Annotated in this window: 20 protein-coding genes; 4 read left to right on the top strand and 16 right to left on the bottom strand. The window is 65.8% G+C overall.

Features of this window, described 5'->3' with window-relative positions; genetic code table 11:
• Positions 1 to 38: 38 nt before the first annotated feature.
• From ACYZGB_RS13980 to apbC, 15 genes are all read right to left on the bottom strand, one after another.
• Positions 39 to 425: a hypothetical protein gene (locus tag ACYZGB_RS13980; RefSeq protein WP_462389112.1), complete on the bottom strand. Its 387-nt coding sequence runs from the start codon at positions 423 to 425 to the stop codon at positions 39 to 41.
• A 17-nt stretch (positions 426 to 442) separates the two neighbouring features.
• Entirely contained in the window at positions 443 to 1,651 is a 1,209-nt protein-coding gene (locus ACYZGB_RS13975) for a formate dehydrogenase subunit gamma (RefSeq protein WP_462389040.1), read from the bottom strand.
• A gap of 8 nt (positions 1,652 to 1,659) precedes the next feature.
• Positions 1,660 to 1,899, bottom strand: a complete 240-nt coding sequence (locus ACYZGB_RS13970) for a hypothetical protein (protein WP_462389039.1) — start codon at positions 1,897 to 1,899, stop codon at positions 1,660 to 1,662.
• The gene (fdh3B, locus tag ACYZGB_RS13965; RefSeq protein WP_063458791.1) at positions 1,896 to 2,513 is read right to left on the bottom strand and encodes a formate dehydrogenase FDH3 subunit beta; all 618 of its coding nucleotides are present in this window, start codon (positions 2,511 to 2,513) and stop codon (positions 1,896 to 1,898) included. Before fdh3B ends, ACYZGB_RS13970 begins: the two co-directional genes overlap by 4 nt.
• 23 nt (positions 2,514 to 2,536) lie before the next feature.
• Entirely contained in the window at positions 2,537 to 5,506 is a 2,970-nt protein-coding gene (locus tag ACYZGB_RS13960; protein WP_462389037.1) for a formate dehydrogenase subunit alpha, read from the bottom strand.
• 12 nt (positions 5,507 to 5,518) lie between these two features.
• Positions 5,519 to 5,728 (bottom strand): formate dehydrogenase, encoded by a 210-nt coding sequence (locus ACYZGB_RS13955; protein WP_462389035.1) that lies wholly within the window; start codon positions 5,726 to 5,728, stop codon positions 5,519 to 5,521.
• A gap of 160 nt (positions 5,729 to 5,888) precedes the next feature.
• Positions 5,889 to 6,524, bottom strand: a complete 636-nt coding sequence (locus ACYZGB_RS13950; protein ID WP_462389033.1) for a TorD/DmsD family molecular chaperone — start codon at positions 6,522 to 6,524, stop codon at positions 5,889 to 5,891.
• Entirely contained in the window at positions 6,521 to 8,590 is a 2,070-nt protein-coding gene (locus tag ACYZGB_RS13945) for a 4Fe-4S binding protein (RefSeq protein WP_462389110.1), read from the bottom strand. The genes ACYZGB_RS13950 and ACYZGB_RS13945 overlap by 4 nt, the downstream gene beginning before the upstream one ends.
• Positions 8,550 to 9,248 carry a DUF3306 domain-containing protein gene (locus ACYZGB_RS13940; RefSeq protein WP_462389032.1) on the bottom strand — a complete coding sequence of 233 codons (699 nt, stop codon included), beginning with the start codon at positions 9,246 to 9,248 and terminating at the stop codon, positions 8,550 to 8,552. Before ACYZGB_RS13940 ends, ACYZGB_RS13945 begins: the two co-directional genes overlap by 41 nt.
• Positions 9,241 to 9,807 carry a DUF3305 domain-containing protein gene (locus ACYZGB_RS13935; protein WP_462389031.1) on the bottom strand — a complete coding sequence of 189 codons (567 nt, stop codon included), beginning with the start codon at positions 9,805 to 9,807 and terminating at the stop codon, positions 9,241 to 9,243. Before ACYZGB_RS13935 ends, ACYZGB_RS13940 begins: the two co-directional genes overlap by 8 nt.
• A 66-nt stretch (positions 9,808 to 9,873) precedes the next feature.
• A complete protein-coding gene (fdhF, locus tag ACYZGB_RS13930) occupies positions 9,874 to 12,759 on the bottom strand; it encodes a formate dehydrogenase subunit alpha (RefSeq protein ID WP_462389030.1) in 2,886 nt (961 codons plus the stop codon).
• Positions 12,756 to 14,663 (bottom strand): NADH-ubiquinone oxidoreductase-F iron-sulfur binding region domain-containing protein, encoded by a 1,908-nt coding sequence (locus ACYZGB_RS13925; protein WP_462389028.1) that lies wholly within the window; start codon positions 14,661 to 14,663, stop codon positions 12,756 to 12,758. Before ACYZGB_RS13925 ends, fdhF begins: the two co-directional genes overlap by 4 nt.
• Positions 14,664 to 14,852: 189 nt before the next feature.
• Positions 14,853 to 15,809, bottom strand: a complete 957-nt coding sequence (locus ACYZGB_RS13920) for a LysR substrate-binding domain-containing protein (RefSeq protein WP_462389027.1) — start codon at positions 15,807 to 15,809, stop codon at positions 14,853 to 14,855.
• A 4-nt stretch (positions 15,810 to 15,813) separates the two neighbouring features.
• Positions 15,814 to 16,872, bottom strand: coding sequence for a PDDEXK nuclease domain-containing protein (locus ACYZGB_RS13915; RefSeq protein ID WP_462389025.1), 1,059 nt, complete (start codon positions 16,870 to 16,872; stop codon positions 15,814 to 15,816).
• A 75-nt stretch (positions 16,873 to 16,947) separates the two neighbouring features.
• Positions 16,948 to 18,039, bottom strand: coding sequence for an iron-sulfur cluster carrier protein ApbC (apbC, locus tag ACYZGB_RS13910; protein ID WP_462389024.1), 1,092 nt, complete (start codon positions 18,037 to 18,039; stop codon positions 16,948 to 16,950).
• 142 nt (positions 18,040 to 18,181) lie between these two features.
• Here apbC and ACYZGB_RS13905 point away from each other — a divergent pair, with 142 nt between their 5' ends.
• Both ACYZGB_RS13905 and ACYZGB_RS13900 read left to right on the top strand, forming a co-directional pair.
• Positions 18,182 to 18,748 (top strand): restriction endonuclease, encoded by a 567-nt coding sequence (locus ACYZGB_RS13905; RefSeq protein ID WP_462389108.1) that lies wholly within the window; start codon positions 18,182 to 18,184, stop codon positions 18,746 to 18,748.
• Positions 18,749 to 18,845: 97 nt separating this feature from the next.
• Positions 18,846 to 20,111: a patatin-like phospholipase family protein gene (locus tag ACYZGB_RS13900; RefSeq protein WP_462389023.1), complete on the top strand. Its 1,266-nt coding sequence runs from the start codon at positions 18,846 to 18,848 to the stop codon at positions 20,109 to 20,111.
• Between the two features lie 19 nt (positions 20,112 to 20,130).
• Here the strand turns inward: ACYZGB_RS13900 and ACYZGB_RS13895 are convergent, their stop codons facing one another.
• On the bottom strand, positions 20,131 to 21,282 hold the full coding sequence (locus tag ACYZGB_RS13895; protein WP_462389022.1) for an SMP-30/gluconolactonase/LRE family protein: 1,152 nt from the start codon (positions 21,280 to 21,282) through the stop codon (positions 20,131 to 20,133).
• Positions 21,283 to 21,457: 175 nt separating this feature from the next.
• On the opposite strand from ACYZGB_RS13895, the gene metG reads away from it, so the two are divergent.
• Together metG and ACYZGB_RS13885 are read left to right on the top strand one after the other, a co-directional pair.
• Complete coding sequence (metG, locus tag ACYZGB_RS13890) at positions 21,458 to 23,548, top strand: methionine--tRNA ligase (protein WP_462389021.1); 2,091 nt, start codon at positions 21,458 to 21,460, stop codon at positions 23,546 to 23,548.
• 101 nt (positions 23,549 to 23,649) lie between these two features.
• The gene (locus tag ACYZGB_RS13885) at positions 23,650 to 23,886 is read left to right on the top strand and encodes a hypothetical protein (RefSeq protein ID WP_462389020.1); all 237 of its coding nucleotides are present in this window, start codon (positions 23,650 to 23,652) and stop codon (positions 23,884 to 23,886) included.
• The last annotated feature ends 25 nt before the right edge of the window (positions 23,887 to 23,911 follow it).

The following is a 23,911-nucleotide window of genomic DNA, read 5'->3' as shown; positions in this document are numbered from 1 at the left end:
GGCTTGCTACCCAACGGGCTGATCGGAAGCCCGTGCCCTCAGGACTTGGATGCGGGCGTGGCTGCTGCTGCCGGCACCTGAGTACTGGGTGGGCTGCTGGCCGTGCCGGGTGGCGAATGGGCGCCCGCAGCCTCGGCAGGCTTGGCCGCAGGGGGCGTGTAGGCAAAGGGGCCCGGGTCGGCACAGGCTGCACCTGCTGCAGCGGGCTTGGCCGATGGCGTGGTCTTGCGGTAATGCGCGGCCACCTTGTCTTGCGAAAGGCACAGTTTGTAGTTGTCCACCTTGCCCGCCCAGGCGGTCTTGGCAGCGGCTTCTGCGGCCTTGGCGGCGGCCTCGGGCGACGGGGCGGGCAGCTTGGCGGATGCCAGGGTGCACACACCTGCCGCGCACAGTGCCAGCGCCAGGGAGCGGGTAGTTCGTGTCATCGTCATGGTGCGGGTCCTCATACCTGCGCGGGCTGCTGGCCCGCAGATGCTGTGGCGGCATCGGCCACTGGCTGGCTGGCGCTGCGCTGGCGCGGGATCTTGCCGGCCTGCACGTCGTCGTACCAGAGCTCGTGGTGCTCCTTGGCCCAGCCCTCGCTCACGTAGCCGGTGCGCATGGCCTTGTACGCGCCCTTCATGCCCACCGTGCCCATGTAGATGTGGCCGCAGATCAGCGCCATCATCCAGATGGCCAGGGTGGCGTGGATCATGTGGGCGATCTGCATGTCGCCGCGCACATCGCCAAAGCCGGGGATGAGCTTGTCGAGCACCAGGCCCGTGGCCACCACAAAGATGCCGGGGATGGTGATGCCCCACCAGAACAGCCCCTTCTCGCCCGCATTGAAGCGGTGCGAAGGCACCTCGTGCTCGCCCTTGCCCAGCATGCCACCGCCTTTGGCCAGCCAGACAAAGTCGGCGCGGTTGGCGATGTTGTCCTTGATGAAGGTAAGGATGATCACCAGCAGCGACACGGCAAACAGCGGGCCCACAAAGTTGTGCACGTTCTTGAGCGCATAGGTCAGCCAGCCAAACAACGTGGTCCCCAGGATGGGCAACAGGAAGAACTTGCCAAACGCCATCACGATGCCGGAGATGGCCAGCGCGATGAAGGCAAACGCATTGGACCAGTGGGCCGCGCGCTCGAACGGGGTGAAGCGCTCGATGCGGCGAGGGCCGGTGCCGTCGGGGTGCTCATGCCCCAGCGGGCCCTTCACAAAGTAGAAGATGCCCAGAGCCAGCAGCACGATGGCAAACAGCGCCGCGCCGTAGGGAATGATCCAGTGGTTGCGCACCTGGCGCCAGGCCTCGCCCGCGTTGGTGTAGCGCGACCCGGGGTACTGCACAAAAGGCTGGATCAGGTTGCCCGCCTCGGGCGCCTGGGCTGTGGGCAGGCTGCTGTAGCCCGTGACGCCCTGCCCCACCTGGCGCCACATGGGCGCGTTGTTGCCGGGCTGCACCTTGGCGCGCTCGCCGTTGGTCTGCTCGGCGTACTTGGGGTCGGCGCTGGCGTCGGGTTTGACTTCGAAGATGTTCTGGCTCTTGATGCCACCGGGCGCAGGCGCGGCAGCGGGGGCCACAGACGCTGGCGCCTGTTGCGCAAACGCAGCTCCACCCGACAACCCGGCCAGCCCCGCCGCCAGAGCCAAGGACCACACGATGTGTTTCATGGTGGGCCTCACTTGGTTTGGGTGCGGGTGTACTCGTTCTGGCCGTACTGCTGGCGGGCCTTCAGCTGGGCTTCCCAGCTGGCTTTGTCGCCCGCCTTCCAGCCCGGCTCGGTGAAGTTGCTGCCGGTGCCTGCATAGGGCACGGCATCGCTGCGAATGCCCGCGCCGGTCTGCGGCTTTTCGCCGCAGGCAGTCAAAGCGCCCAGGGCCAGAACGGCGATGGCGATGAGATGAAGGCGATGGATCATGACTTGCCTCCTGCAGGCTGACCTGCCTGTTGCGAACCATAGGCCGTGCCCCAGCCCCACACTTCGGCGCCCTTGCCACGCTGCACCACGCGGTTGCGGAAGATGTCTGCCACCACATCGCCATCACCGGCCAGCAGAGCCTTGGTGGAGCACATTTCTGCGCAGGCGGGCAGCTTGCCTTCGGCCAGGCGGTTGCGGCCGTACTTTTCAAACTCGGCCTGGCTGCCGTGGGTCTCGGGACCACCGGCGCAGAAGGTGCATTTGTCCATCTTGCCGCGCACACCAAACGTGCCCTGAGATGGGAACTGTGGCGCACCAAACGGGCAGGCGTAGCTGCAGTAGCCGCAGCCGATGCACACGTCCTTGTCATGCAGCACCACACCTTCTTCGGTGCGGTAGAAGCAGTTGACGGGGCACACGGCCATGCAGGGTGCATCGCTGCAGTGCATGCAGGCCACCGAGATGGATTTTTCGCCGGGCACACCGTCGTTGAGCGTGACCACGCGGCGGCGGTTCACGCCCCAGGGCACCTCGTGTTCGTTCTTGCAGGCGGTCACGCAGCCGTTGCACTCGATGCAGCGCTCTGCGTCACAGATGAATTTCATTCGTGCCATGTGTGTCTCCTTGCGTGGCGCGATCAGGCGCGTTCCACGTTGCAGATCGTGGTCTTGGTTTCTTGCATCATGGTCACGCTGTCGTAGCCATACGTCGTTGCGGTGTTGACGGCCTCACCGCGCACCACAGGCGCCGCGCCCTTGGGGTAATACGCCAGCATGTCCGCCCCCTGCCAACGGCCCGAGAAGTGGAACGGCATCCACACCGTATCGGGGGCCACGCGCTCGGTCACCAGCGCCTGCACATTGAGCCGCGCGCCGGTGGGCGAGCTCAGCCACACACGCTCGCCATTGCGAATGCCCCGGTCGGCAGCGGTCTTGGGGTTGATCTCGACAAACGACTCCTGCTGCAGTTCAGCCAGCCAGGGGTTGGAGCGGGTTTCCTCACCGCCGCCTTCGTACTCGACCAGACGGCCCGAACTCATGATCAACGGAAATTTCTCGTGCACCTTGTCGGCGATGTTCTTCTCCTGCACGCTCTTGTACAGCGTGGGCAGGCGCCAGAAGGCCTTCCTGTCGTCGTGGGTGGGGTACTTGGCCATGAGGTCGGGCCGGGTACCATACAGCGGCTCGCGGTGCTGCGGAATCGCATCGGGGAAGTTCCACACCACGGCGCGCGCCTTGGCGTTGCCAAACGGGTGGCAGCCATGCTTGAGGGCCACGCGGATGATCGCGCCCGTGGGGTCGGTCTTCCAGTTCTTGCCTTCGGCCTTGGCCTTCTCGGCATCGCTCAGGTCGTCCCACCAGCCCAGCTTTTTCAGCAGCACATGGTCAAACTCGGGGTAGCCCGTGGTGATCTCGCAGCCCACGGAGTGCGAGCCATCCTCTGCCAGCAGATTGACGCCGTCCTTCTCCACACCGAAGTTGGCGCGGAAGTTGCCCCCCCCCTCCATCACGTGCTTGGAAGTGTCGTACAGGTTGGGCGAGCCGGGGTGCTTGAGTTCGGGCGTGCCGTAGCAAGGCCAGGGCAGGCCAAAGTAGTCGCCGCCAAAGTCGTAGCCGGTTTCCTTGTCCTTGCCGCCCTTGGACTTGAGGGTCTTCACATCGAACAAATGCATGTTCTTCATGTGGGCCTTCAGGCGCTCAGGGCTTTGGCCGGTGTAGCCAATGGTCCAGACCGACTTGTTGATTTCACGCAGGATGTCTTCGACCACGGGCTCGTCCATGCCCTTGACCTTCTGCATCTTGTAGTTCTTGGACAGCTCGGCGGCAAAGCCCAGCTTTTCGGCGAACTGGTGCATGATCATGTGGTCCGAACGGCTCTCCCACAGCGGCTCGATCACTTTTTCGCGCCACTGGATGGAGCGGTTGGAGGCCGTGCACGAGCCACTGGTTTCGAACTGCGTCGCAGCAGGCAGCAGGTACACCGCACGGTTGGGATTCAGGTCTTCGGCCTTGCCGGGCATGGCGGCCATGGCGGCGGTGGCCGACGGGTACGGGTCCACCACCACCAGCAGATCCAGCTTGTCCATGGCCCGCTTCATTTCCAGGCCACGGGTTTGCGAATTGGGCGCATGGCCCCAGAAGAACACGCCGCGCAGATTGGAATCCTGGTCGATCAGTTCATTCTTCTCCAGCACACCGTCAATCCAGCGCGACACAGTGATGCCGCTCTTGGTCATCATCGCGGGCGAGGCGTACTGCTTCTTGATCCACTCAAAGTCCACACCCCACACGGCCGCGAAGTGCTTCCACGAGCCTTCGGCCAGGCCGTAGTAGCCCGGCAGCGAGTCAGGGTTGGGGCCCACATCGGTCGCACCCTGCACGTTGTCGTGGCCGCGGAAGATGTTGGTGCCACCGCCGGTCTTGCCCACATTGCCAAGCGCCAGCTGCAGGATGCAAGAGGCGCGCACCATGGCGTTGCCGATGGTGTGCTGCGTCTGGCCCATGCACCACACAATGGTGCCGGGGTTGTTGTCGTGCAGCATCTTGGCGACCTTGAACATCTGGTCTTCCTTGACGCCGCAGGCCTCTTCCACCTTGTCAGGCGTCCACTTGGCCAGCACTTCTTCGCGCACCTTTTCCATGCCATAGACACGGTCGTGGATGTACTTCTTGTCTTCCCAGCCGTTCTTGAAGATGTGATACAGCAGGCCGAACAGGAACGGGATGTCGGTGCCCGAGCGGATGCGCACGTACTCGTCGGCCTTGGCTGCGGTGCGGGTGAAGCGCGGGTCCACCACGATCATCTTGCAGCCGGTCTCCTTGGCGTGCAGCATGTGCAGCATGGACACCGGGTGGGCTTCTGCCGCGTTGGAGCCAATGTACAAAGCGACCTTGCTGTTTTGCATGTCGTTGTACGAATTGGTCATGGCGCCGTAGCCCCACGTGTTGGCCACGCCCGCTACGGTGGTCGAGTGGCAGATGCGCGCCTGGTGGTCGCAATTGTTGGTGCCCCAGAAGCTCACGAACTTGCGCAGCAGGTAGGCCTGTTCGTTGTTGTGCTTGGACGAACCGACAAAGTACACGCTGTCAGGGCCGCTGGCCTTGCGCAGCTCCTGCATCTTGGCGGTGATTTCGTTCAGGGCCGTGTCCCAGCTGATGCGCTCGTACTTGCCGTTGACCAGCTTCATGGGATAGCGCAGGCGGTACTCGCCGTGGCCGTGTTCACGCAGGGCCGCACCCTTGGCGCAGTGGGCGCCAAGGTTGATGGGCGAATCGAACACGGGCTCCTGGCGGACCCACACGCCGTTTTCGACCACGGCATCCACCGCACAGCCCACCGAACAGTGGGTGCAGATGGTGCGGCGCACCTCGATCTTGCTATCACCGATGGCGACCTTGGCGCCTTCGGCGGCATTGGATTTCTTGACCAGCGCAAGCTGGGATGCAGCGATGCCGACCCCCACCCCCAGGCCGGAGCGGCGCAGGAACGAGCGCCGGTCCATGGTGGGCAGGGCCTGGGACAGGCCCCGGCGCAGGCTGTGAACAAAGGGCGATGCAGAGGCACTGGTGCTCTGCGCGGCGTGAGAGGACTTCTTGGTCAGCAACATGGCAGGCCCCTGTCAGAGTTGGGTGGTCTTGTAGTACTGCTTCACATGCGCAGACAGGTGGTAGCCACCGCCCTTTTCGGGTGCGGCGCGGGGCGCATCAGTGACTACAGAGTCGGACGGAGCCACATGGGGAAGTGCCACGACGGCTGCTGCTGCAGCCCCTGTGGTGACGGCGCCAGCAAAGAAGCTGCGGCGTGAGGAATTCGGCTGGCGGTTCTGCATGGTTGTCTCCAGAATGGCTGGCAGCAAATGGGGAAGCTATGAAAAGCTATTCATACAGTCTATGTCACTGTGTAAAACACTGCAATCCAGCTTTACACCCCCCACTAAAGCACTCATCTTTTGTAGCGCTGGCCGCAGGCGCGCTGCGGCCTCGCACAGATCAATCGAGCATGTCAAAGCCCTGCGCCTCCACGGACGCAAAGGCCCGCGTGAACTGGGCCAACGCGGCATAAAAGCGCGCTTGCGGATGGGCCGCCAACACATCACAAAGCTGCGGAAGCCAGGGCTGCAGATGCGTTGCAAAAAAGTCGCGCTGGGCCGTCAGGTTACAGACAGCTACGTCATCCCCCGCGATCAGGTAGCGCATCACCTCGCACAGGTAGGCGACGTGGTCCTCGGTCTCGGGCATGGCGTCGTCGCGCGCCAGACCCAGGCGATCCAGGTACGTGCGCAGGCGGGCCAGGGGTTTTTCGTTCAAGAAGCCGCTCAGATAGTGCGAGCCATACAGGTAGACCTCGGGCTTGCCCACGCCGCCAAACAGGCGGTCAAACTCTTGCGCAATGGCCGCGTCGTCCTGCGCGCGTGCCGCGCCCACCAGTTGCTGCCAGGGCTCCTGCAAAAAACCGCCATCGGCGGGTGCCTCAGTCACCGCCACGCGCAAGGCCGACATCAGCTCGGGGCTGGGCGCCGCGTAGTAAAGCTGCGACAGCAGGCCATACAGCTCGGCCCGCGCGGTCTCCTCGTCCAGTGCGGAACTGCTGCCCGGGGATGTCAAAGAAGCAGAGGGTGCGCTCACAGGTCGGTCACTTTCGTCTCGTTTTGTGCGGAATACAGGTCGATCACGCGGCAGTCGCTGCACATCTTCAGGCGCTCCAGCGCCTCGCCCTGGAACATGGGGTGGCCCGAAAGTTTGCCCAGCATCGCCTCGATGGCCTTCACCGTGCCAAAGGGCTTGCTGCAGCGCACACAGGCCCAGGGCTTGGCCTCGTTGAGCACGCGCAACTGCGCCCGCTCGGGCGTCAGCAACAAACGGGGTTGCAGGGTGATCGCGTCTTCGGGGCAGGTGGTGGCGCACAGGCCACATTGCACGCAGTTCTTTTCGATGAAACGCAGCTGCGGCAACTGGGGGTTGTCCTGCAGCGCGCTGGCGGGGCAGGCACTCACGCAGCTCAGGCACAGGGTGCAGCGGTCCTTGTTGACCTCGATCGTGCCCAGGGGCGAGCCCACGGTGGGCAAGGTGATGGCTGCGGGCCGTTCGGCCACGGGCATGGGGGCCTGCTCGATGAGGTGGTCCAGTGCCATCTCCAGCGTGCTGCGTTTTTCTTGCGCCACGGCAAAACGCGCGGCCACGGCGGGGGTCTTCTGGCGCGTCTGGCCCAGGGCCTGCAGCGCGGCATCCAGCTCGGTGGGGTGCGTGGCGCGCAGCAGCTGCACATGGGTGCCGGTGTAGCCCAGGCCCCCCAAGATGGCTTGCGCCACATCCATCTGCGCCGGCAGCCCATCGAGGTACTGCGGCGCCTCTTCGTGTGTCGCCAGCACCACCACCTGCGAGGCGCCGTAGGCGATGGCGCTGAGCCATAGGTCCACCCCGGTGCTGGCCGTGTGCCACAGCGCCACCGGGATCACATGGGCACGCACGCCCTGCGCCAGCTTGAGCTGCGCGGCGCGGCCCAGTTCTTCCACCAGCGCCTGGCCACGCTCCTGGCTGTGCAGCAACAGCACGGCATCCTTGCCACCTGCGGCGGTGTAGGTGGACAGCAGCGTCTTCAGCTTGGTGCCCTGGTCCGTGGCACTGGGGTAGGCATAGGTCAGCGCGCCCGTGGGGCACACGGTGGTGCAGGCGCCGCAGCCCACACACAGGTTGGGGTTCACCTTGATTTGCTGGCGGCCCTTGTCACTGCTGATGGCCTCGGCGGAGCAGATGTCCACGCAGGCGTTGCAGCCCACGGCGCTATTGCGGCTGTGGGCGCAGAGTTTTTGTTTGTAGGCAAAAAATTTGGGCTTCTCAAATTCACCCACCAGTTCGCGCAGTTGGAGCAGTGCCGACAGATCGCGCCCGTCCCAGCGGAAGTAGCCCTGCGGCAACGCATGCTGCAGGAAGGTGGGCGTGGCAGTGGCGGGGCGCAGGTCCAGCACCAGGTCGAAGCGCTCCTGCTGCACTGCAGCATCTCGCGTGAAATCGATGGCGCCCGCCACCTGGCACACCTTCACGCAGGCGCGGTGCGACTGGCAGGCTGCCAGGTCAATCTGGTAATCCAGCCCAATGGCGTTCTCGGGGCAGGCCGCCACGCAGGCGTTGCAGCGTGTGCACAGGTCCAGGTCGATGGGGTTGTCTGCTGACCACTGCAGCTCGAAAGCACCCAGCCAGCCCGCAAGGCCCGTGATGCGCCCCCCCAGCACGGGGTAGCGCCGCGCCTGTGCACCGCCCGCATTGCCGGGGCCCTGGGTGAACAGGGTCACGTCCAGCTCATCCGACACCAGGGCGGCGGCCTGCTCGGCCTGGTCGAGTGGGCCGATGATGAGCAAACGGCCCGTGCTTTTGTAGGTGACAGTGGGCACCGGCTCGGGCTCGGGCAGGTGGGCGGCAGCCAGCAGCGCGGCAATCTTGGGGCTGGCCTTGGCCGCGTCGCGGCTCCAGCCACCGGTCTCGCGGATGTTCACAAACCGGATGGGCGACACCGCGCCCTCGGTCTGTTGGCCCAGGTCGCCAAACAGGCGTTGCTCTTGCGTACAAGCCACCACCACATCCTGCCCGGACTGGATGGCTTTTTGAAAAGCCCCTGCGTCGCGTCGGCACAGGGTGGAGTGGAGGGTCAGGTCTTCATGCAGTGCCTCGCCCAACACCTTGGCGTTGAGGGGCATCGTCTGGTTGCAGTCGCAAATGAGCGTCGTGGTCATCGTGGGTGTGGCTGGCTGGCGTGGCCAACCCATCCTCTGCAGAACGGGCGACCCGCACAGGCTCGCTGGTGGGAACGCTAGGAACAGCGTTGCATGCCTCGGACTGTGCCACGTCTGTGGTGCCATCGGCCTCCGCATCATCCCGAGGCTGAGCGGCCTCCGGGGCTATTGCGTCGCCTGCTTGGGCCCCTGCTTCGTCCCCGGCTTTCTTTTCATCGTCAAAGAAGCCCATCGCATGGGCGCTGGCCATCTGGCGCAGCATGCCTGCGGGCAAGGGGTCGGGCTGGGTGTAGTCGTCGATGTAGATATCGAGCCCATCCATCACGTTGAAATGCGGATCGGCAAACAGCTTTTTCATCGCGAGGTTGCGCACCTCGGGCGACACGGCGCGGGACACAAAAGGCTTGAAGTCGGACGCGGGGGTGAGCGCCTCGGCGTCCGCCAACGTGGGCGCTGGTGGCTCGGCAGCGGACGCCGGGGGGGTCGGGGCGGCGGGTGCAGAGGCCGGTGTAGCAGCCTGGGGTACCAGCGCAGGCGCGGGTGGCGGAGGCTCCTCCACCGGCTTGCCCTCCCGCACGTCCTGTTTGCGGCGCGACCAGCGGCCGAGGAAGCCGTCAGCCATGGCCGCGCCCTCCTCCGCCACCACCGCCACGTTGTTTCTCGGTAGATACCGACGCAGGGTTGCCGAAGCGGTCCGTCAGCGACTGGAAACTGTCCGGCCGCTTGCGGCGCTTGGGCTCGGGCTGGTAGTGTTCGGCCACAAAGGCGCGCAGCGCCTCCAGCACCTCGGGGGCCGCAGGCACCTGTTCCACGGTTTCCTGAGCGTCCAGCCAGCGGCCAGCGTCGTGGTAACTCAGGCTCACGGCCACCGGGCGGGCCAGGGGGATCTCGCCTGTACCGGGGTCTTCATCGCGGCGCCACATCACAAACCAGCAGGGCGCGGGCGAGGTGAGATTGAGGTGGTAGCCCTCGGCGTCGTCGCGGAACAGCTCCACCCGAAAGCCCGGGAACAGCCAGCGCTGCTCGCGCTCGTCCTGGATCAGCAGGCGGGGTTCAGTGCCGAAGGTGGGTTCGTGGATCACCACCTCGGCCAGCGACCAGCGCCAGGGTTGCCAGCGGTTGTCGATGTGCTCGCAGCGCATGATCACGGCAACGTCGGTGTAGGGGCGCGGGGCAGTCATGGGCGCTGACTGTACCCCGGCGCAGCACCCCGGGCGGCGCTGCTGGCAATGCCCCTTTGCGCCGCGTCAGCTTGCGGCGCTTTCCAGCACCTCCACCGCCACCGCGCAGTACTTGAACTCGGGGATCTTGCCGAACGGGTCCAGCGCCGCGTTGGTCAGCAGGTTGGCCGCCGCCTCCACGTAGGCAAAGGGCATGAACACCGTGCCGCGCGGCGTGCCGTCGTCGCGCCGTACACGCACCTGCACCATGCCGCGCCGCGAGCGGATGCCCACCAGCGCCCCGGGCGCCACGCCAAGCCGCGCCAGTTCGTCGCCATGCAGCGATGCGGTGGCCATGGGCTCGATGGCATCGAGCACCGTGCTGCGCCGCGTCATGCTGCCCGTGTGCCAGTGCTCCAGCTGGCGGCCGGTGATGAGCACCAGGGGGTAGTCGGCATCGGGCTTTTCCGCCGCCGGGATCACGCTGGCGGGCACGAGCTTGAGGCGCCCCGTGGGTGTGGGGAACTGCTGCGTGAACACGATGGGCTGACCCGGGTCGTCGGCCGCAAGGCATGGGTAGGTCACGCTGGAGTCGCGCTCCAGCCGGTCCCAGGTGATGCCTTCAATGCTGGCGTGCATGGCCTGTCGCATTTCGTCGTAGACAGCGGCCACGCCGGACTCTTCGCCTTCGTAGTTCCAGCCCAGCCCCATGCGCGCGGCAATCTGCTGGATGATCCACAGGTCCGGCTGCGCATCACCGGGCGGGTTCAGCGCGCGGCGGCCCATCTGCACCATGCGGTCGGTGTTGCTGGCCGTGCCGGTCTTTTCGGGCCAGGCGCTGGCGGGCAGCACCACATCGGCCAGCCAGGCGGTCTCGGTCAGGAAGATGTCCTGCACCACCAGGTGCGACAGGCTGGCCAGCGCGTGGCGCGCGTGGTTCAGGTCGGGGTCGCTCATGGCGGGGTTCTCGCCCATGATGTACATGCCGCGCACCTTGTGCGGGTCGCTGTCAGGGGCCAGCGCCTTGTGCATGATCTCGACCACGGTGTAGCCCGGTGACTCGTCGAGCCGGGTGCCCCAGAAGTCCTCGAACCACGCATGCGCTCCCGCGTTGTCCACGCGCTGGTAGTTGGGGAACATCATGGGGATCAGCCCCGCGTCGCTCGCGCCCTGCACGTTGTTCTGGCCGCGCAGCGGGTGCAAGCCCGAGCCGGGCTTGCCGATCTGGCCGGTGACGGCACACAGCGCGATCAGGCAGCGCGCATTGTCGGTGCCATGCACGTGCTGGCTCACACCCATGCCCCAGAGGATCATGGAGGACTTCGCCTGCGCAAACGCCCGCGCCACCTCACGCAGCGCGTCGGCCGGGATGCCACACACGGGCGCCATGGCCTCGGGGCTGCAGCCCATCACATTGGCCTTGAGCGCCTCGAAATCGGTAGTGCGGTCGCGCACAAAGGCTTCATCCACCAGCCCTTCGTCGACCACCGTGTGGATCAGCGCGTTGAGCATGGCCACGTCGGTGTCGGCCTTGAACTGCAGGGTGCGCCAGGCGTGGCGGCCGATGTCCGTGATGCGCGGGTCGGCCAGCACGATCTTGGCGCCGCGCTTGGCCGCGTTCTTCATCCAGGTCGCTGCCACGGGGTGGTTGGCCGTGGGGTTGGAGCCGATCACGAAGATCAGCTCGGCATGCTCCACGTCGCCCGCCGGGTTGCTCACTGCGCCCGAGCCCACGCCTTCGAGCAGCGCGGCCACGCTGGACGCATGGCACAGCCGCGTGCAGTGGTCCACGTTGTTGCTGCCAAAGCCGGTGCGCACCAGCTTCTGGAACAGGTAGGCCTCTTCGTTGCTGCCCTTGGCCGAGCCAAAGCCCGCCAGCGCCTTCGGGCCGTGGGTGTCGCGCAGGTTTTTGAGCGTGCCAGCGGCCAGGTCCAGCGCCTCGTCCCAGGTCGCTTCGCGGAAGGTGTCGCGCCAGTCAGCACCGTAAGGCCGCACCTCCTTGGGCACACCGGGCTTGCGGATCAGCGGCACCGTCAGCCGGTCGGGGTGGTGGGCGTAGTCAAAACCGAAGCGCCCCTTAACGCACAGGCGGCCGTGGTTGGCCGGGCCGTCGCGGCCTTCGACGCTGATGATCTTTTCGTCGCGCACTTTGTAGGTGATGAGGCAGCCCACACCGCAGAACGGACAGACCGAATCGACCTTGCGATCCACCTTTTGTGAACCGATGTGCGTCTTGGGGCTGAGCGCGCCCGTGGGGCAGGCCTGCACACATTCGCCGCAGGCCACGCAGGTGCTCTCGGCCATGGGGTCGTCGAGGTCGAACACGATCTTGCTGTCCGCCCCGCGCAGCGCGTAGCCGATCACATCGTTGACCTGCTCTTCGCGACAGGCGCGCACGCAGCGGTTGCACTGAATGCAGGCGTCCAGGTTGACGGCCATGGCCGGGTGGCTCAGGTCGGGCGCGGGCTGCTCGCGGCGCAGGGCTTTGAGCGCCGGGCGCACAGCCACGCCCAGGCGGTCGGCCCAGGCGCTCAGCTCGCCGTGCTGGCCGATGGTTTCGGCATTCTTTGAATCAAATTGGCCTTCACCGCCTGATGGGTCTACTTTTTTTGCTATTAATTCAGGAGCATTTTCATTTCCATCATTCCACCGGTAGCCCTGGTCCGGCATGTCGGACAACAGCATCTCCACCACCATCTGCTGGCTTTTACGGGCGCGCGGGCTGGCGGCCTGCACCTTCATGCCCTCAGTGGGCGCGCGGCAGCAGCTGGGCGCCAGCGTGCGCTCGCCCGCGATCTCGACCACGCAGGCGCGGCAGTTCCCGTCGGGGCGCAGGCCGTCGGTGTAGCAAAGGTGCGGAATCTCCACGCCGTGGCGCTGCGCGGCTTTCAGGATGGTTTCGCCGGGGTGGGCGGTGACAGGCTGACCGTCCAGTTCAAAGGCCACGCCGGGAGTGTCGTGCGCCGCACTCATGGCTTGCCTCCTGCGGGCAGTTGCTCGGCCAGCGGGCTGTTGCGCGGCTTGGGCAAATCGCCCGGCCATGGCGCCTCGCCCACCTCGTGCGGGAAGTATTTGTGGATACAGCGGATGGGGTTGGGCGCCGCCTGGCCCAGGCCACAGATGGAGGCGTCACCCATCACCTGCGCCAGATCGTCCAGCAGGTCGGCGTCCCACTGCGGTGCCTCCATCAGCGCGGCGGCCTTGGCCGTTCCCACGCGGCAGGGCGTGCACTGGCCGCAGCTTTCATGTTCAAAAAAGCGCATCACGTTCAGTGCGGCATCGCGCGCGCGGTCGTGCTGGCTGAGCACGATGACCGCGGCCGAGCCGATGAAGCAGCCGTAGGGCTGCAGCGTGTCGAAGTCGAGCGGAATATTGTTGAGACTGGCGGGCAGGATGCCGCCCGAGGCGCCGCCGGGCAGGTAGGCGTAGAGCTGGTGGCCGCCCAGCATGCCACCGCAGTATTCGTCGATGAGTTCCTGCACGGTGATGCCCGCCGGAGCGAGCTTGACGCCGGGGCGCTTCACGCGCCCGCTCACGCTGAAACTGCGCAGCCCCTTGCGGCCGTGGCGGCCAAAGCCCGCAAACCAGTCCGGCCCGCGCTCGACGATGTCGCGCACCCAGTACAGCGTCTCGAAGTTGTGCTCCAGCGTGGGCCGGCCGAACAGGCCGACCTGCGCGATGTAGGGTGGGCGCATGCGGGGTTCGCCGCGTTTGCCTTCGATGCTCTCGATCATGGCCGACTCTTCGCCGCAGATGTAGGCGCCCGCACCGCGCCGCAGCTCGATGTGCGGCAGTGGGCATGGCGGCTCGGCACGCAGGTCGTCCAGCGCCGTTTGCAGCAGTGCGCGGCAGCCGTGGTATTCGTCGCGCAGGTAGATATAGATGGCCTCGGTACCCACCACCTGGGCGGCGATGAGCACGCCTTCCAGAAAGCGGTGCGGGTCGCGTTCCAGATAAGTGCGGTCCTTGAAGGTGCCGGGCTCGCCTTCGTCGATGTTGACGGCCATCAGGCGTGGAGCGGGTTGATCCCTAACAATCCTCCACTTGCGCCCAGCCGGAAATCCCGCCCCGCCCAGGCCCCGGAGGCCCGAGTTTTCCATGGCCGCGAGCACGGCCTCGACGTCCATCTCGCCATTCACCAGCGCAGCGGCCGTCTGGTAGCCGCCGTGGGCGCGGTAGGTGGCCAGGTCGGTGTGGGCGGGGCTGACCTCGCCAGGGGGCATGGGAATGCTTTTCTCCGCCAGCGCCGCAACATCAAAATTGATAGCTACCAGCGCTTGTGGGTGGCGCGCAAGAGCCCTTTTTGGCTTGGATTCCACCACCTCCAGCACGGTATCGACCGTGGCGTGCGGCACCGGGCACTGGTGCACCACGGCCACGGGCGCCTGCTCGCAACGCCCCACGCAAGGCACAGCCAACACCTCTACATCGCCCTGACCGACCGCGCGCAGGCGTTCGGGCAGCACGGCCAGCAGCTCGCGCGCGCCCGCCAGGCTGCAGCTCAGGCTGTCGCACACGCGCAGCACCAGGCGCGGAGCCTGGGCATCCTCGCCGCGCACGATGTCGAAGTGGTGGTAGAAGCTCGCCACCTCGTACACCTCGGCCATGGGCAGGTTTATCTGCTTGGCGAGAGCCACCAGGTGCCGGTCGTGCAGCACGCCAAAGTGGTCGTTCAGGCGGTGCAGGTATTCGATGAGCAGGTCGCGCCGAAAACCGGTGGCCGGGCGCGGGCCCAGCAACTGCGCCACTTCGGCCATGGCGGCATCTTCAGGCTGGCGGCCTTTGAGGCGGCTTTTGCGGCGGATACGCTCGCGCATGTCGTTGACCGACACGGCGGCGACAACGGTTGCAGGGGGGGCTTCGGGGGCAAGGTGCATGGACCGGGGGCGTGGGGGCGTTGTTTTGTATGAAGGCGCCTGCATAGGCCTGGCGCGCCGCCGCAGTGTCGGCCAGGGGCGCGTGCGGCGTCAAATTGCCGATGCACATGGGTCGATTACAAAAACAAATGAAACAGCCGTTTTTGCAGCAGCCCATGAATCAACCACCGCAACCCGTGCGGTCAGCGCTCAATCGGCGACCAGAAGCCCACTGTGCGCTGCTGCATGCTGCAGCCAGTCGGGGTCCTGTGCCAGTGCCAGCGCTGCATCGAGGGCGCGGGTGGGCTGCACCTGGCGGTGCGACATGAAGCCGATGGGGGTAGTGAGCACCGGGCCGACCAGCGGCAGCGCTTCCAGCCCGTCGTGCCCGCGCACGGCATCAACCAGTGCGCCGGGCAGCACACTGCAAAGCTCGCCTGCCACCACGCTCAGCGCCAGGGTCAGCACCGAATCCGTCTCCATGGCGGGCATCACCGTAGCGCCTGCGCTGCGAAAGGCACCATCCACCAGGCTGCGGTTATGCATCTCGGGGGTGAGCAGACACAGCGGCAGCGCCGCCGCATCGGCCCAGGCCATGGGTGGGCCGATCTGCAGCCCGCGCGCTGCGCCCTTGGGCGGCCGGGGCGCGCGGCGCAGTAAAAAGTAGTGCTCCACGTACTGCGGCCAGGCCCGCAGTGGCCCACCGCGCGCAGGCATGCGCTCGGTGTAGCCCAGCGCCAGGTCGAGCGCAATGTTCTCCAGCCCTGCCTCCAGCGCCTGCGAGCTCATCGACAGCGCCACCGGCACGATGCCCGGGTGCCGCGCCTGCAGCTGCGCCGCAAACCGCGCCAGGATGGGCATGGCGGTGGGCACCGCGCCCAGGCGCAGCGTGCCGCGCGGGTGGGCGGCGTCGCTGCTCAGGTCCTGCTGCAGCACCTGGTGCTCGTGCAGCATGCGCTGGGCCGAGGCCAGCACGCGCTCGCCCTCGGGCGTGAAGCCCTCGAAGCTGCGCCCCCGGCGCACCACCACCACGCCGAATTCCTTTTCCAGCGCACGCAGCGCGTTGGACAGCGCTGGCTGCGTGATGTGGCAGGCCTGCGCCGCCCGGCCAAAGTGCCGGTGCTCGTGCAGCGCCACCAGGTAGCGCAGGGACGCGAGCAGGTTCATGGGATCAGGCCTGGGTCTCTGGCAAGGCGCCACCGCCCATCAGTTCGCGCTCGATCTGCGCGATGCTGGGCAGGTTGGTCTTCAGCTCTGCGGGCAAGGACTCCAGAAGCTTGTATTCGGCGATCCCGAGCGGCTGCGCCGTATCGCGCAATGCGTACTCGGCCACCACCTTGTTCCTGGATTTGCACAGCAGCAGGCCGATGGTCGGACCATCATCCGGGTGCTTGACCTGGGAATCCACCGCCGTCAGGTAAAAGCCCAGTTGGCCCAGATGCTCAGGCTTGAACTTGCCGGCCTTGAGTTCGATCACCACGTAGCAGCGCAGCTTGAGGTGATAGAACAGCAGGTCGATGAAAAAGTCGTCGCCGCCCACGTCCAGCAGCACCTGCCTGCCCACGAAGGCAAAGCCAGCACCGAGTTCCAGCAGAAATTCGGTGACGTGCTTGACCAGGGCGCCTTCGATCTCGCGCTCGTGCGCTTCATCGGACAAACCCAAGAAGTCGAATCGGTACGGGTCCTTCAATGACTCTCGCGCCAGGTCCGACTGCGGTTTAGGCAGGCTGGCCTCGAAGTTGGTGATGGCCTGGCCGCTGCGCTCCAGCCGACGTGTTTCGATGTGGATGTTCAGCACGTTTCGCGACCAGCCATGCGCAATGGCGTGTTGCGCATAAGCCAGCCGCAGCTCGGGGTCTTTGAGCTGAGTCAGAAGCACCAGGTTGTGCCCCCAAGGCAATTGTCCAACAGCCTGTTGGACAATTTCAGCATCCGGCCAGGCCTGCGCAAACGCGCGCATGTACATGAGGTTGGCGCGAGAGAACCCCTTCATCTCCGGAAACGCTGCGCGCAAGTCCTGCGCCAGCCGCTCGATCACCTTCGCACCCCAGCCTTGTTCAGCCTGGCGCTGCAGGATGTCCCTGCCGATCTGCCAGTACAGCAGCACCAGCTCGCGGTTCACCGCCAGCGTGGCCCGCTGCTGGGCGGTGTGGATGCGGCCCTTTAAATCGACCAGCCAGTCGGCGTAACCAGCGGGAGGGTCGATCAGGCCTGCGGGCTTTTCGCTCATGGGTTTTGAGTCTTTCTGGCCACCAGCGCCCGCCACTCAAGCGCTAGCAGCTATTATTTCAATAGCAAATCCAACTCACGTGTTCTTGCTGATCGAAATCGTCGGGAACTTGTTCGAGAAATCCTTGGCCTGCTGGGCGATCTTCACCGCCACGTCGCGCGCCACCTTTTTGTAGATCTTGGCCACGTCCCCGTCGGGGTCGGCCACCACGGTGGGCTTGCCGCTGTCGGCCTGCAGGCGGATGCTCATATCGAGCGGCAGTGCGCCCAGGTAGTCCATGTTGTAGTCGGCCGCCATCTTCTTGCCGCCGTCGGCGCCAAAGATGTGTTCCACATGGCCGCAGTTGCTGCACACGTGGGCCGCCATGTTCTCGACGATGCCCAGGATGGGCACGCCCACCTTCTCGAACATCTTGATGCCCTTCTTGGCGTCCAGCAGGGCGATGTCCTGCGGGGTGGTGACGATCACCGCACCGGTCATGGGCACACGCTGGGAGAGGGTGAGCTGGATGTCGCCGGTGCCCGGCGGCATGTCGATGATGAGGTAGTCCAGGTCCTTCCAGTTGGTCTGGCGCAGCAGTTGCTCCAGCGCCTGGGTGGCCATGGGGCCGCGCCAGATCATGGCTTCGTCCTGGTCCACCAGGAAGCCGATGGACATCACCTGCACGCCGTAGTTCTCCAGCGGCTCCATGGTCTTGCCGTCGTCGCTTTCGGGGCGGCGGTTGATGCCCAGCATCATGGGCTGGCTGGGGCCGTAGATGTCGGCATCGAGCACGCCCACACTGGCACCCTCGGCGGCCAGGGCCAGGGCCAGGTTGGCGGCGGTGGTGCTTTTGCCCACGCCGCCCTTGCCAGAGGCCACGGCGATGATGTTCTTGACCTGGGGCAAGAGCTGCACGCCGCGCTGCACGGCATGGGCGATGACCTTGGTCGTGATGTTGACCGAGACGTTCTCCACCCCAGCCACCCCCTTGGCAGCAGCCACCAGGCTGCGGCGCAGCTCGGGCACCAGGCTCTTGGCGGGGTAGCCCAGTTCCACGTCAAAGGCCACATCGCCACCGGTGATCTGCAGGTTGCGCAGGGCGCGGGTGCTGACGAAATCCTTGGCCGTGTGGGGGTCCAGCACGCTGGAAAGTGCGGCCAAAAGGCCCTGTTCGGTGACTGACATGCAAATAACTCCTGTGGGGCGGGTAGTCTATCCAAGCGCCGTGCCCTCAGCGCGTGAAGGACAATGCGCACGCTTTGCCCCTGGCGCTACAACAGTCGGCAACCCGTGCAACCGAACGAAAAGGACCCCCGTGAAATTCAAGATGGCCGAGAAATCCCTGTTTGCCATGCTGCTGCGCTCGCCATGGTGGGTCAGTTTTGTGGTGGTCGGCCTCATCGTCCTGGCCGCAGGTGCGCTGCTGCCCAAGGAATACTTCGTGGTGGGTGCGCTGGCTGGTTTCCCCATTTTTGTGGTCGGCTGCATTGCCGCCTGGAAGCAGCTGCGTGCCCCCAACCCCACCAAGGTTGCCGAGATGCTGGAGGCCGTTGCCAGCATGCCCTGGCGCAGCTTTGCCGACACCCTGGCCACAGCCTGGACCCGGGCTGGCTACACCGTGGAGCGGATCAACGGCAACAACGCCGGGGCCGACATGCGCCTGACCCAAGGTGGCAAGACCACGCTGGTCAGCGCCAAGCGCTGGAAAGCCGCCACCCATGGTGTGGAGCCCCTGCGCGAGCTGCAGGCAGCCATGGCGGCAGCTGATGCCCCCGCCGGGGTGTATGTGGCGGCGCTGGGACAGGTCAGCGACAACGCCCGCATCTACGCCCGCGACCATGGCATCGTGGTGCTGCAGGGCGACGCCGTGGCGCAGTTGCTGCTCAAGGGCTGAGAAGGTGTGGTTCCATGCGGGTTTTCCCACATGAATCGCCCGGGGCGCACCTCCACACTCTGGGCATCCGTTTGCACCACCTGCCACGCCTGCTTCCATGCCCTCTTCTTCGGACACCCCCGGCGCAGCGCCCTCCATCCCCGCCACCGGCCTGCTGCTGACAGGCGGCGGCGCCCGCGCTGCCTACCAGGTGGGGGTGCTCGAAGCCATTGCCGACCTGCGCCTGGCCTGCGGCGAAGCTGACAGCCCCAACCCCTTCCCCATCATCACAGGCACCTCGGCCGGGGCCATCAACGCCGCCGCGCTGGCCTGTGGGGCCGATCACTTTGACCGCGCCGTGCGCCGCATTGCACGCGTGTGGCGCCAGTTCCACGCCAGCCAGGTGTACGGCGCCGACTCGCTCAGCGTGATGCGCAGCGGCGCGCGCTGGCTCACGCTGGTGTCGCTGGGCTGGGCGCTGGCACGCTGGCGGCGCATGCGGCCCCGCTCGCTGCTGGACAACACACCGCTTGAAAAACTGCTGGTCAAGATGGTGCCGCTGGTGCGCCTGCCCCGGCTTATCCGTCAGGGCCACCTCACCGCGCTGGCAGTGACGGCGTCGAGCTACAGCTCGGGCGAACATGTCACCTTTTTTGAGGCCGCTACACCCGTCAAGCCCTGGGTGCGCTCGCAGCGCAAGGCCGCCAGCGACCGCATCACGCACGAGCACCTGCTCGCGTCTTCGGCCATCCCGTTCATCTTTCCGGCCAAGGGCATCGAGGTCGATGACCACATCGAATACTTTGGCGACGGCTCCATGCGCCAGTCCGCGCCCATCGCTCCGGCCATCCACCTGGGGGCCGAGCGCATCTTGGTGATCGGCGCGGGCCGCATGCACGAGCCCAAGGGCGATGCCGCCGCCAACCCCACGGCCACCTACCCCACGCTGGCGCAGATTGCCGGGCACGCGCTGTCCAACATCTTTCTGGATGCGCTGGCCGTGGACGTGGAGCGCGTGCAGCGCATCAACCAGACCCTGTCGCTCATCCCCGAAGAAAAGCGTCTGCACAGCGCGCTGCGCCCCATCGAGCTGCTGGTGATCGCCCCGTCACAGCGCCTGGACGCCGTGGCCGCGCGCCATGTGGGCGACCTGCCGGGGCCCGTGCGCACCATGCTGGGCGCACTGGGCGTCACCTCCAACATGGCCGATGTGCGCGGCGCCGCGCTGGCCAGCTACCTGCTGTTCGAGTCCGGCTACACGCAGGAGCTGATGGCCCTGGGCCGTGCCGACACCCTGGCCATGCGGGCCGAGGTGTGCAAGTTCTTTGGCTGGACGGACACCGGCGCCGAGGTGAAGACAAGGCACCACGGGGAAACCGCCTGAGACGCCCCCGGCCTGAACCCTACGGCTTGGGCAGCCACCCCAGGCCATGTGCGTGCAGGCTTTGCACATACAGCCGGTCCGCGGTCTCGGTGATGGCCGTGGTCTCGGGGTAGGCACCGCTTGGGTCCTGCAGGTCGGCCACCACCTTGCCGTCGTCGGTGAACGCGATCACATGCCCGTACGGCTGGGGAATCGGCCACAGCGCGCGCGGCAGGCGCAGGGTCAGGCTGCGCAGCCACGGCTTGCCGGACATGTTGTCAATGGCGGCGCCGCGCGGCTTGGCAAAGCCCAGCCAGATGCGGCCGTCCATACCGCGCATCAGGTTGTCGGGGTAGCCAGGCAGGTTGTCCAGCAGCACGCGGGCCTGGGGTGCGGGCTGGCTGCCGATGGGGGCCTTGACCTTGGCATCGGCCTCGCTGATGTCGAGGTCGTTCGCGTCCACCGCGATCTTCCACACGCGGTATTTGCCGGTTTCGTTGACGAACAGGCTTTTCTCGTCCTGGCTCAACGCCACGCCATTGGCAAAGCTGATGCCCCGGGCCACCACGCGTGTGGCACGCGTCGCAGGGTCGTATTCGATCACCCGGCCGGTGCTGGCCTGCTCCAGGATGTCGAGCACGCTGGCCTCAAAGGTACCGCCCCAGTCCTTGGGGGCAAAACGGGTGGAGGCGTCGCTCAGGTACATCTTGCCGTTCTGGGCCACCACCACCGCATCGGCGTAGCGGATGGGGTCATTGCCCACCTTGTCGGCCAGCACGGTGACCTTGCCATCGGGCGCGATGGACAGCAGTCCCTTGACCGCATCGGCGGCAATCAGGTTGCCCGCCGCATCAAAGTCAAAGCCCAGCACCCGCCCGCCGGTGTTGACAAACACCTCCTGGCTCGAGCCGTCGGCGTTCATGCGCAGGATGTTGCCGCTGAGCACCGTGGTGTAGAGCTTGCCGTCCTTGCCAAAAGCGATGTGCTCGGGGCCCACCTCGCCCTTCAGGTCAATCATCTGCAGCTTGGCCAGGCGCTGGTTGGGTGCGTGCACACCCTGGTAGCCGGGCGCGGCAGGCGCGCTCCAGGCCACCGGCTGAATGGGCACGGGCCATGCCGCCAGGTATGCGGCTACCGCCACCACGGCGGCGCCCACGCCCCACCCCACCCGTTTTGCCCATGTTCCGGCCATGTGTTGCCTCCTCGTTGAATGTTGGAATGCGGCGCATTGTGGCGCCATCGGGGGCCCGCGCGCACGCCTTGGTTGGCACCTGCGCGACCCGGCCCATCCGGATCAGAACCCACCGCGGCCCAGGGTACCGCCGACCGCCTAAAATCACGGGTTCCGCCTGAGAAAGCCGCTTTTCATGACGTCATCCGCCCGCAAACTCTTCGTTACCACCGCCCTGCCGTATGCCAACGGCAACTTCCACATCGGCCACATCATGGAATACATCCAGGCCGACATCTGGGTGCGGTTTCAGCGCATGCAGGGCAACGCGGTCAACTTTGTGGGTGCAGACGACACCCACGGCGCACCCATCATGATTGCCGCCGAAAAGGCAGGCAAGACGCCCCAGCAGTTCGTGGCCGACATTGCTGCAGGCCGCAAGCAGTACCTGGACGGCTTTCACATCAGTTTTGACAACTGGCACAGCACCGACGCGCCCGAAAACCACGACCTGGCCCGCCAGATCTACCGCGACCTGCGCGATCGTGCCGATGGCAGCCTGATCGAGGTGCGCACCATCGAGCAGTTCTTCGACCCCGAGAAGAACATGTTCCTGCCCGACCGCTACATCAAGGGCGAATGCCCCAAGTGCCACGCCAAGGACCAGTACGGCGACAACTGCGAGGTGTGTGGCTCGGTCTATGCACCCACCGACCTCATCAACCCCTTCTCGGCCCTGTCGGGCGCCAAGCCCGAGCTGAAGCACTCCGAGCATTTCTTCTTCAAGCTGTCGGACCCGCGCTGTGTGGAGTTTCTGGAAAACTGGACGCAGGATGGCAAGCTCCAGCCCGAGGTGGCCAACAAGATCAAGGAGTGGTTCACCGTCCGCACCAACCCCGACGGCACCACCAGCGAAGGCCTGGGCGATTGGGACATCAGCCGCGACGCGCCCTACTTCGGCATCGAGATCCCCGACGCGCCCGGCAAGTACTTCTACGTGTGGCTGGACGCGCCTGTGGGCTACCTCGCATCTCTGAAGAACCTGCTGGAAAAGCGCGGCGAGAGCTACGACGCCTACATGGCCGACCCCGCCCTGGAGCAGTACCACTTCATCGGCAAGGACATCGTCACCTTCCACACCCTGTTCTGGCCCGCCATGCTGCACTTCAGCGGCCGCAAGACGCCCAACAACGTGTTCGTGCACGGTTTCCTCACGGTGAACAACGGCGAGAAGATGAGCAAGAGCCGGGGCACGGGCCTGGACCCGCTCAAGTACCTGAGCCTGAACATGAACGCTGAGTGGCTGCGCTACTACCTGGCCGCCAAGCTGAGCGCACGCAACGAAGACATCGACTTCAATGCCGAAGACTTCATGCTGCGGGTGAACAGCGATTTGATTGGCAAGTACGTGAACATTGCGTCACGTGCGGCGGGATTCCTTACCAAGCGGTTTGATGGCAAGCTGACCAGCCACTTTGGCGCCACGGGTACAGCCCTGCTGGCCGAGGTGCGCGGTGCGGGCGACTCCATCGCGCAGATGTATGAAACCCGCGAGTACAGCAAGGCCACACGCGAAATCATGCTGCTGGCCGACAAGGTCAACGCCTATGTGGACCAGAACAAGCCCTGGGACCTGGCCAAGGACGCTGCCAACAACGAGGCGCTGCACCAGGTGTGCTCGGTGCTCGTGAACGCCTTCGCCGCACTCACCCGCTACCTGGCCCCGGTGCTGCCGGGCCTGGCCCAGGCAGTGCAAGGCTTTGTGGGCCTAAACATGCAGCAGTGGAACGTGGCGGGCGACGTGCAGGCCATCCAACCCTATCAGCACCTGATGCAGCGCGTGACCCCCGAACAACTTGAAGCATTGTTTGAGGCCCCAGCGCAAGCAGAGCAAGCGCAAACAGCTACAAAAGTGATAGCACAACCCGGTGGCGAAGAACTGGCCCCCACCATCACCATCGACGACTTCACCAAGATCGACCTGCGCATTGCGCTGATCGTGAACTGCGAGCCAGTGGAAGGCTCCACCAAGCTGCTGCGCCTGACGCTGGATGTGGGCGAAGGCCGCACACGCATTGTCTTTTCAGGCATCGCCAGCGCCTACAAGCCCGAAGACTTGGTGGGCAAACACACCGTGATGGTGGCCAACCTGGCCCCGCGCAAGATGAAGTTTGGCGTGTCCGAAGGCATGGTGCTGGCTGCGAGCCATGGCGACGAAAAAGCCAACCCCGGCATCTACGTGCTCAACCCCTGGCCGGGCGCCACGCCGGGCATGCGGGTGCGGTGAGCTTGTTGCTTCGTCAATCCGCGCCAGGTCTGCAACGCGGGCTTGTACTGGAGCGCTGCCTTGTGCGCCTTGCGGCAGCATCCTTCGCTGCATGCCTTGCGATGGCTGCTTTGCCAGGCTGCACTGTGATCGCGGTCACGGGCACAGCCGTCAGCGTCACGGCCTCGGCGGTCGGCATGGCTGCCAGCGCCGCCGTGGGCACGGTCAAGGTCGCAGGCAAGGGCATCGGCATGGCGGCTGACGCGCTGGGCGGCGATGACAAGCCGGACCAGAGCGGCATCATCATCCGTGAATCGATCCGCGACACCACAGTCGCCGCCCCTCGCGAGGGGCCCTAGGGATGTCCTGCAGAACTCCCTGCGG

The sequence above is a fragment of the Acidovorax sp. Q11 genome, assembly GCF_054950075.1.
Note: the sequence above shows the minus strand (reverse complement) of the source record. Positions and strands in the feature narration are given on the sequence as shown.

Bases quoted from the DNA above. Each gene is read 5' to 3' on its own strand.
- ACYZGB_RS13980 (WP_462389112.1), bottom strand. From the start codon at position 425: ATGACACGAACTACCCGCTCCCTGGCGCTGGCACTGTGCGCGGCAGGT.
- ACYZGB_RS13975 (WP_462389040.1), bottom strand. From the start codon at position 1,651: ATGAAACACATCGTGTGGTCCTTGGCTCTGGCGGCGGGGCTGGCCGGG.
- ACYZGB_RS13970 (WP_462389039.1), bottom strand. From the start codon at position 1,899: ATGATCCATCGCCTTCATCTCATCGCCATCGCCGTTCTGGCCCTGGGC.
- fdh3B (WP_063458791.1), bottom strand. From the start codon at position 2,513: ATGGCACGAATGAAATTCATCTGTGACGCAGAGCGCTGCATCGAGTGC.
- ACYZGB_RS13960 (WP_462389037.1), bottom strand. From the start codon at position 5,506: ATGTTGCTGACCAAGAAGTCCTCTCACGCCGCGCAGAGCACCAGTGCC.
- ACYZGB_RS13955 (WP_462389035.1), bottom strand. From the start codon at position 5,728: ATGCAGAACCGCCAGCCGAATTCCTCACGCCGCAGCTTCTTTGCTGGC.
- ACYZGB_RS13945 (WP_462389110.1), bottom strand. From the start codon at position 8,590: ATGCCCCTCAACGCCAAGGTGTTGGGCGAGGCACTGCATGAAGACCTG.
- ACYZGB_RS13940 (WP_462389032.1), bottom strand. From the start codon at position 9,248: ATGGCTGACGGCTTCCTCGGCCGCTGGTCGCGCCGCAAACAGGACGTG.
- ACYZGB_RS13935 (WP_462389031.1), bottom strand. From the start codon at position 9,807: ATGACTGCCCCGCGCCCCTACACCGACGTTGCCGTGATCATGCGCTGC.
- fdhF (WP_462389030.1), bottom strand. From the start codon at position 12,759: ATGAGTGCGGCGCACGACACTCCCGGCGTGGCCTTTGAACTGGACGGT.
- ACYZGB_RS13925 (WP_462389028.1), bottom strand. From the start codon at position 14,663: ATGCACCTTGCCCCCGAAGCCCCCCCTGCAACCGTTGTCGCCGCCGTG.
- ACYZGB_RS13920 (WP_462389027.1), bottom strand. From the start codon at position 15,809: ATGAACCTGCTCGCGTCCCTGCGCTACCTGGTGGCGCTGCACGAGCAC.
- ACYZGB_RS13915 (WP_462389025.1), bottom strand. From the start codon at position 16,872: ATGAGCGAAAAGCCCGCAGGCCTGATCGACCCTCCCGCTGGTTACGCC.
- apbC (WP_462389024.1), bottom strand. From the start codon at position 18,039: ATGTCAGTCACCGAACAGGGCCTTTTGGCCGCACTTTCCAGCGTGCTG.
- ACYZGB_RS13905 (WP_462389108.1), top strand. From the start codon at position 18,182: ATGGCCGAGAAATCCCTGTTTGCCATGCTGCTGCGCTCGCCATGGTGG.
- ACYZGB_RS13900 (WP_462389023.1), top strand. From the start codon at position 18,846: ATGCCCTCTTCTTCGGACACCCCCGGCGCAGCGCCCTCCATCCCCGCC.
- ACYZGB_RS13895 (WP_462389022.1), bottom strand. From the start codon at position 21,282: ATGGCCGGAACATGGGCAAAACGGGTGGGGTGGGGCGTGGGCGCCGCC.
- metG (WP_462389021.1), top strand. From the start codon at position 21,458: ATGACGTCATCCGCCCGCAAACTCTTCGTTACCACCGCCCTGCCGTAT.
- ACYZGB_RS13885 (WP_462389020.1), top strand. From the start codon at position 23,650: ATGGCTGCTTTGCCAGGCTGCACTGTGATCGCGGTCACGGGCACAGCC.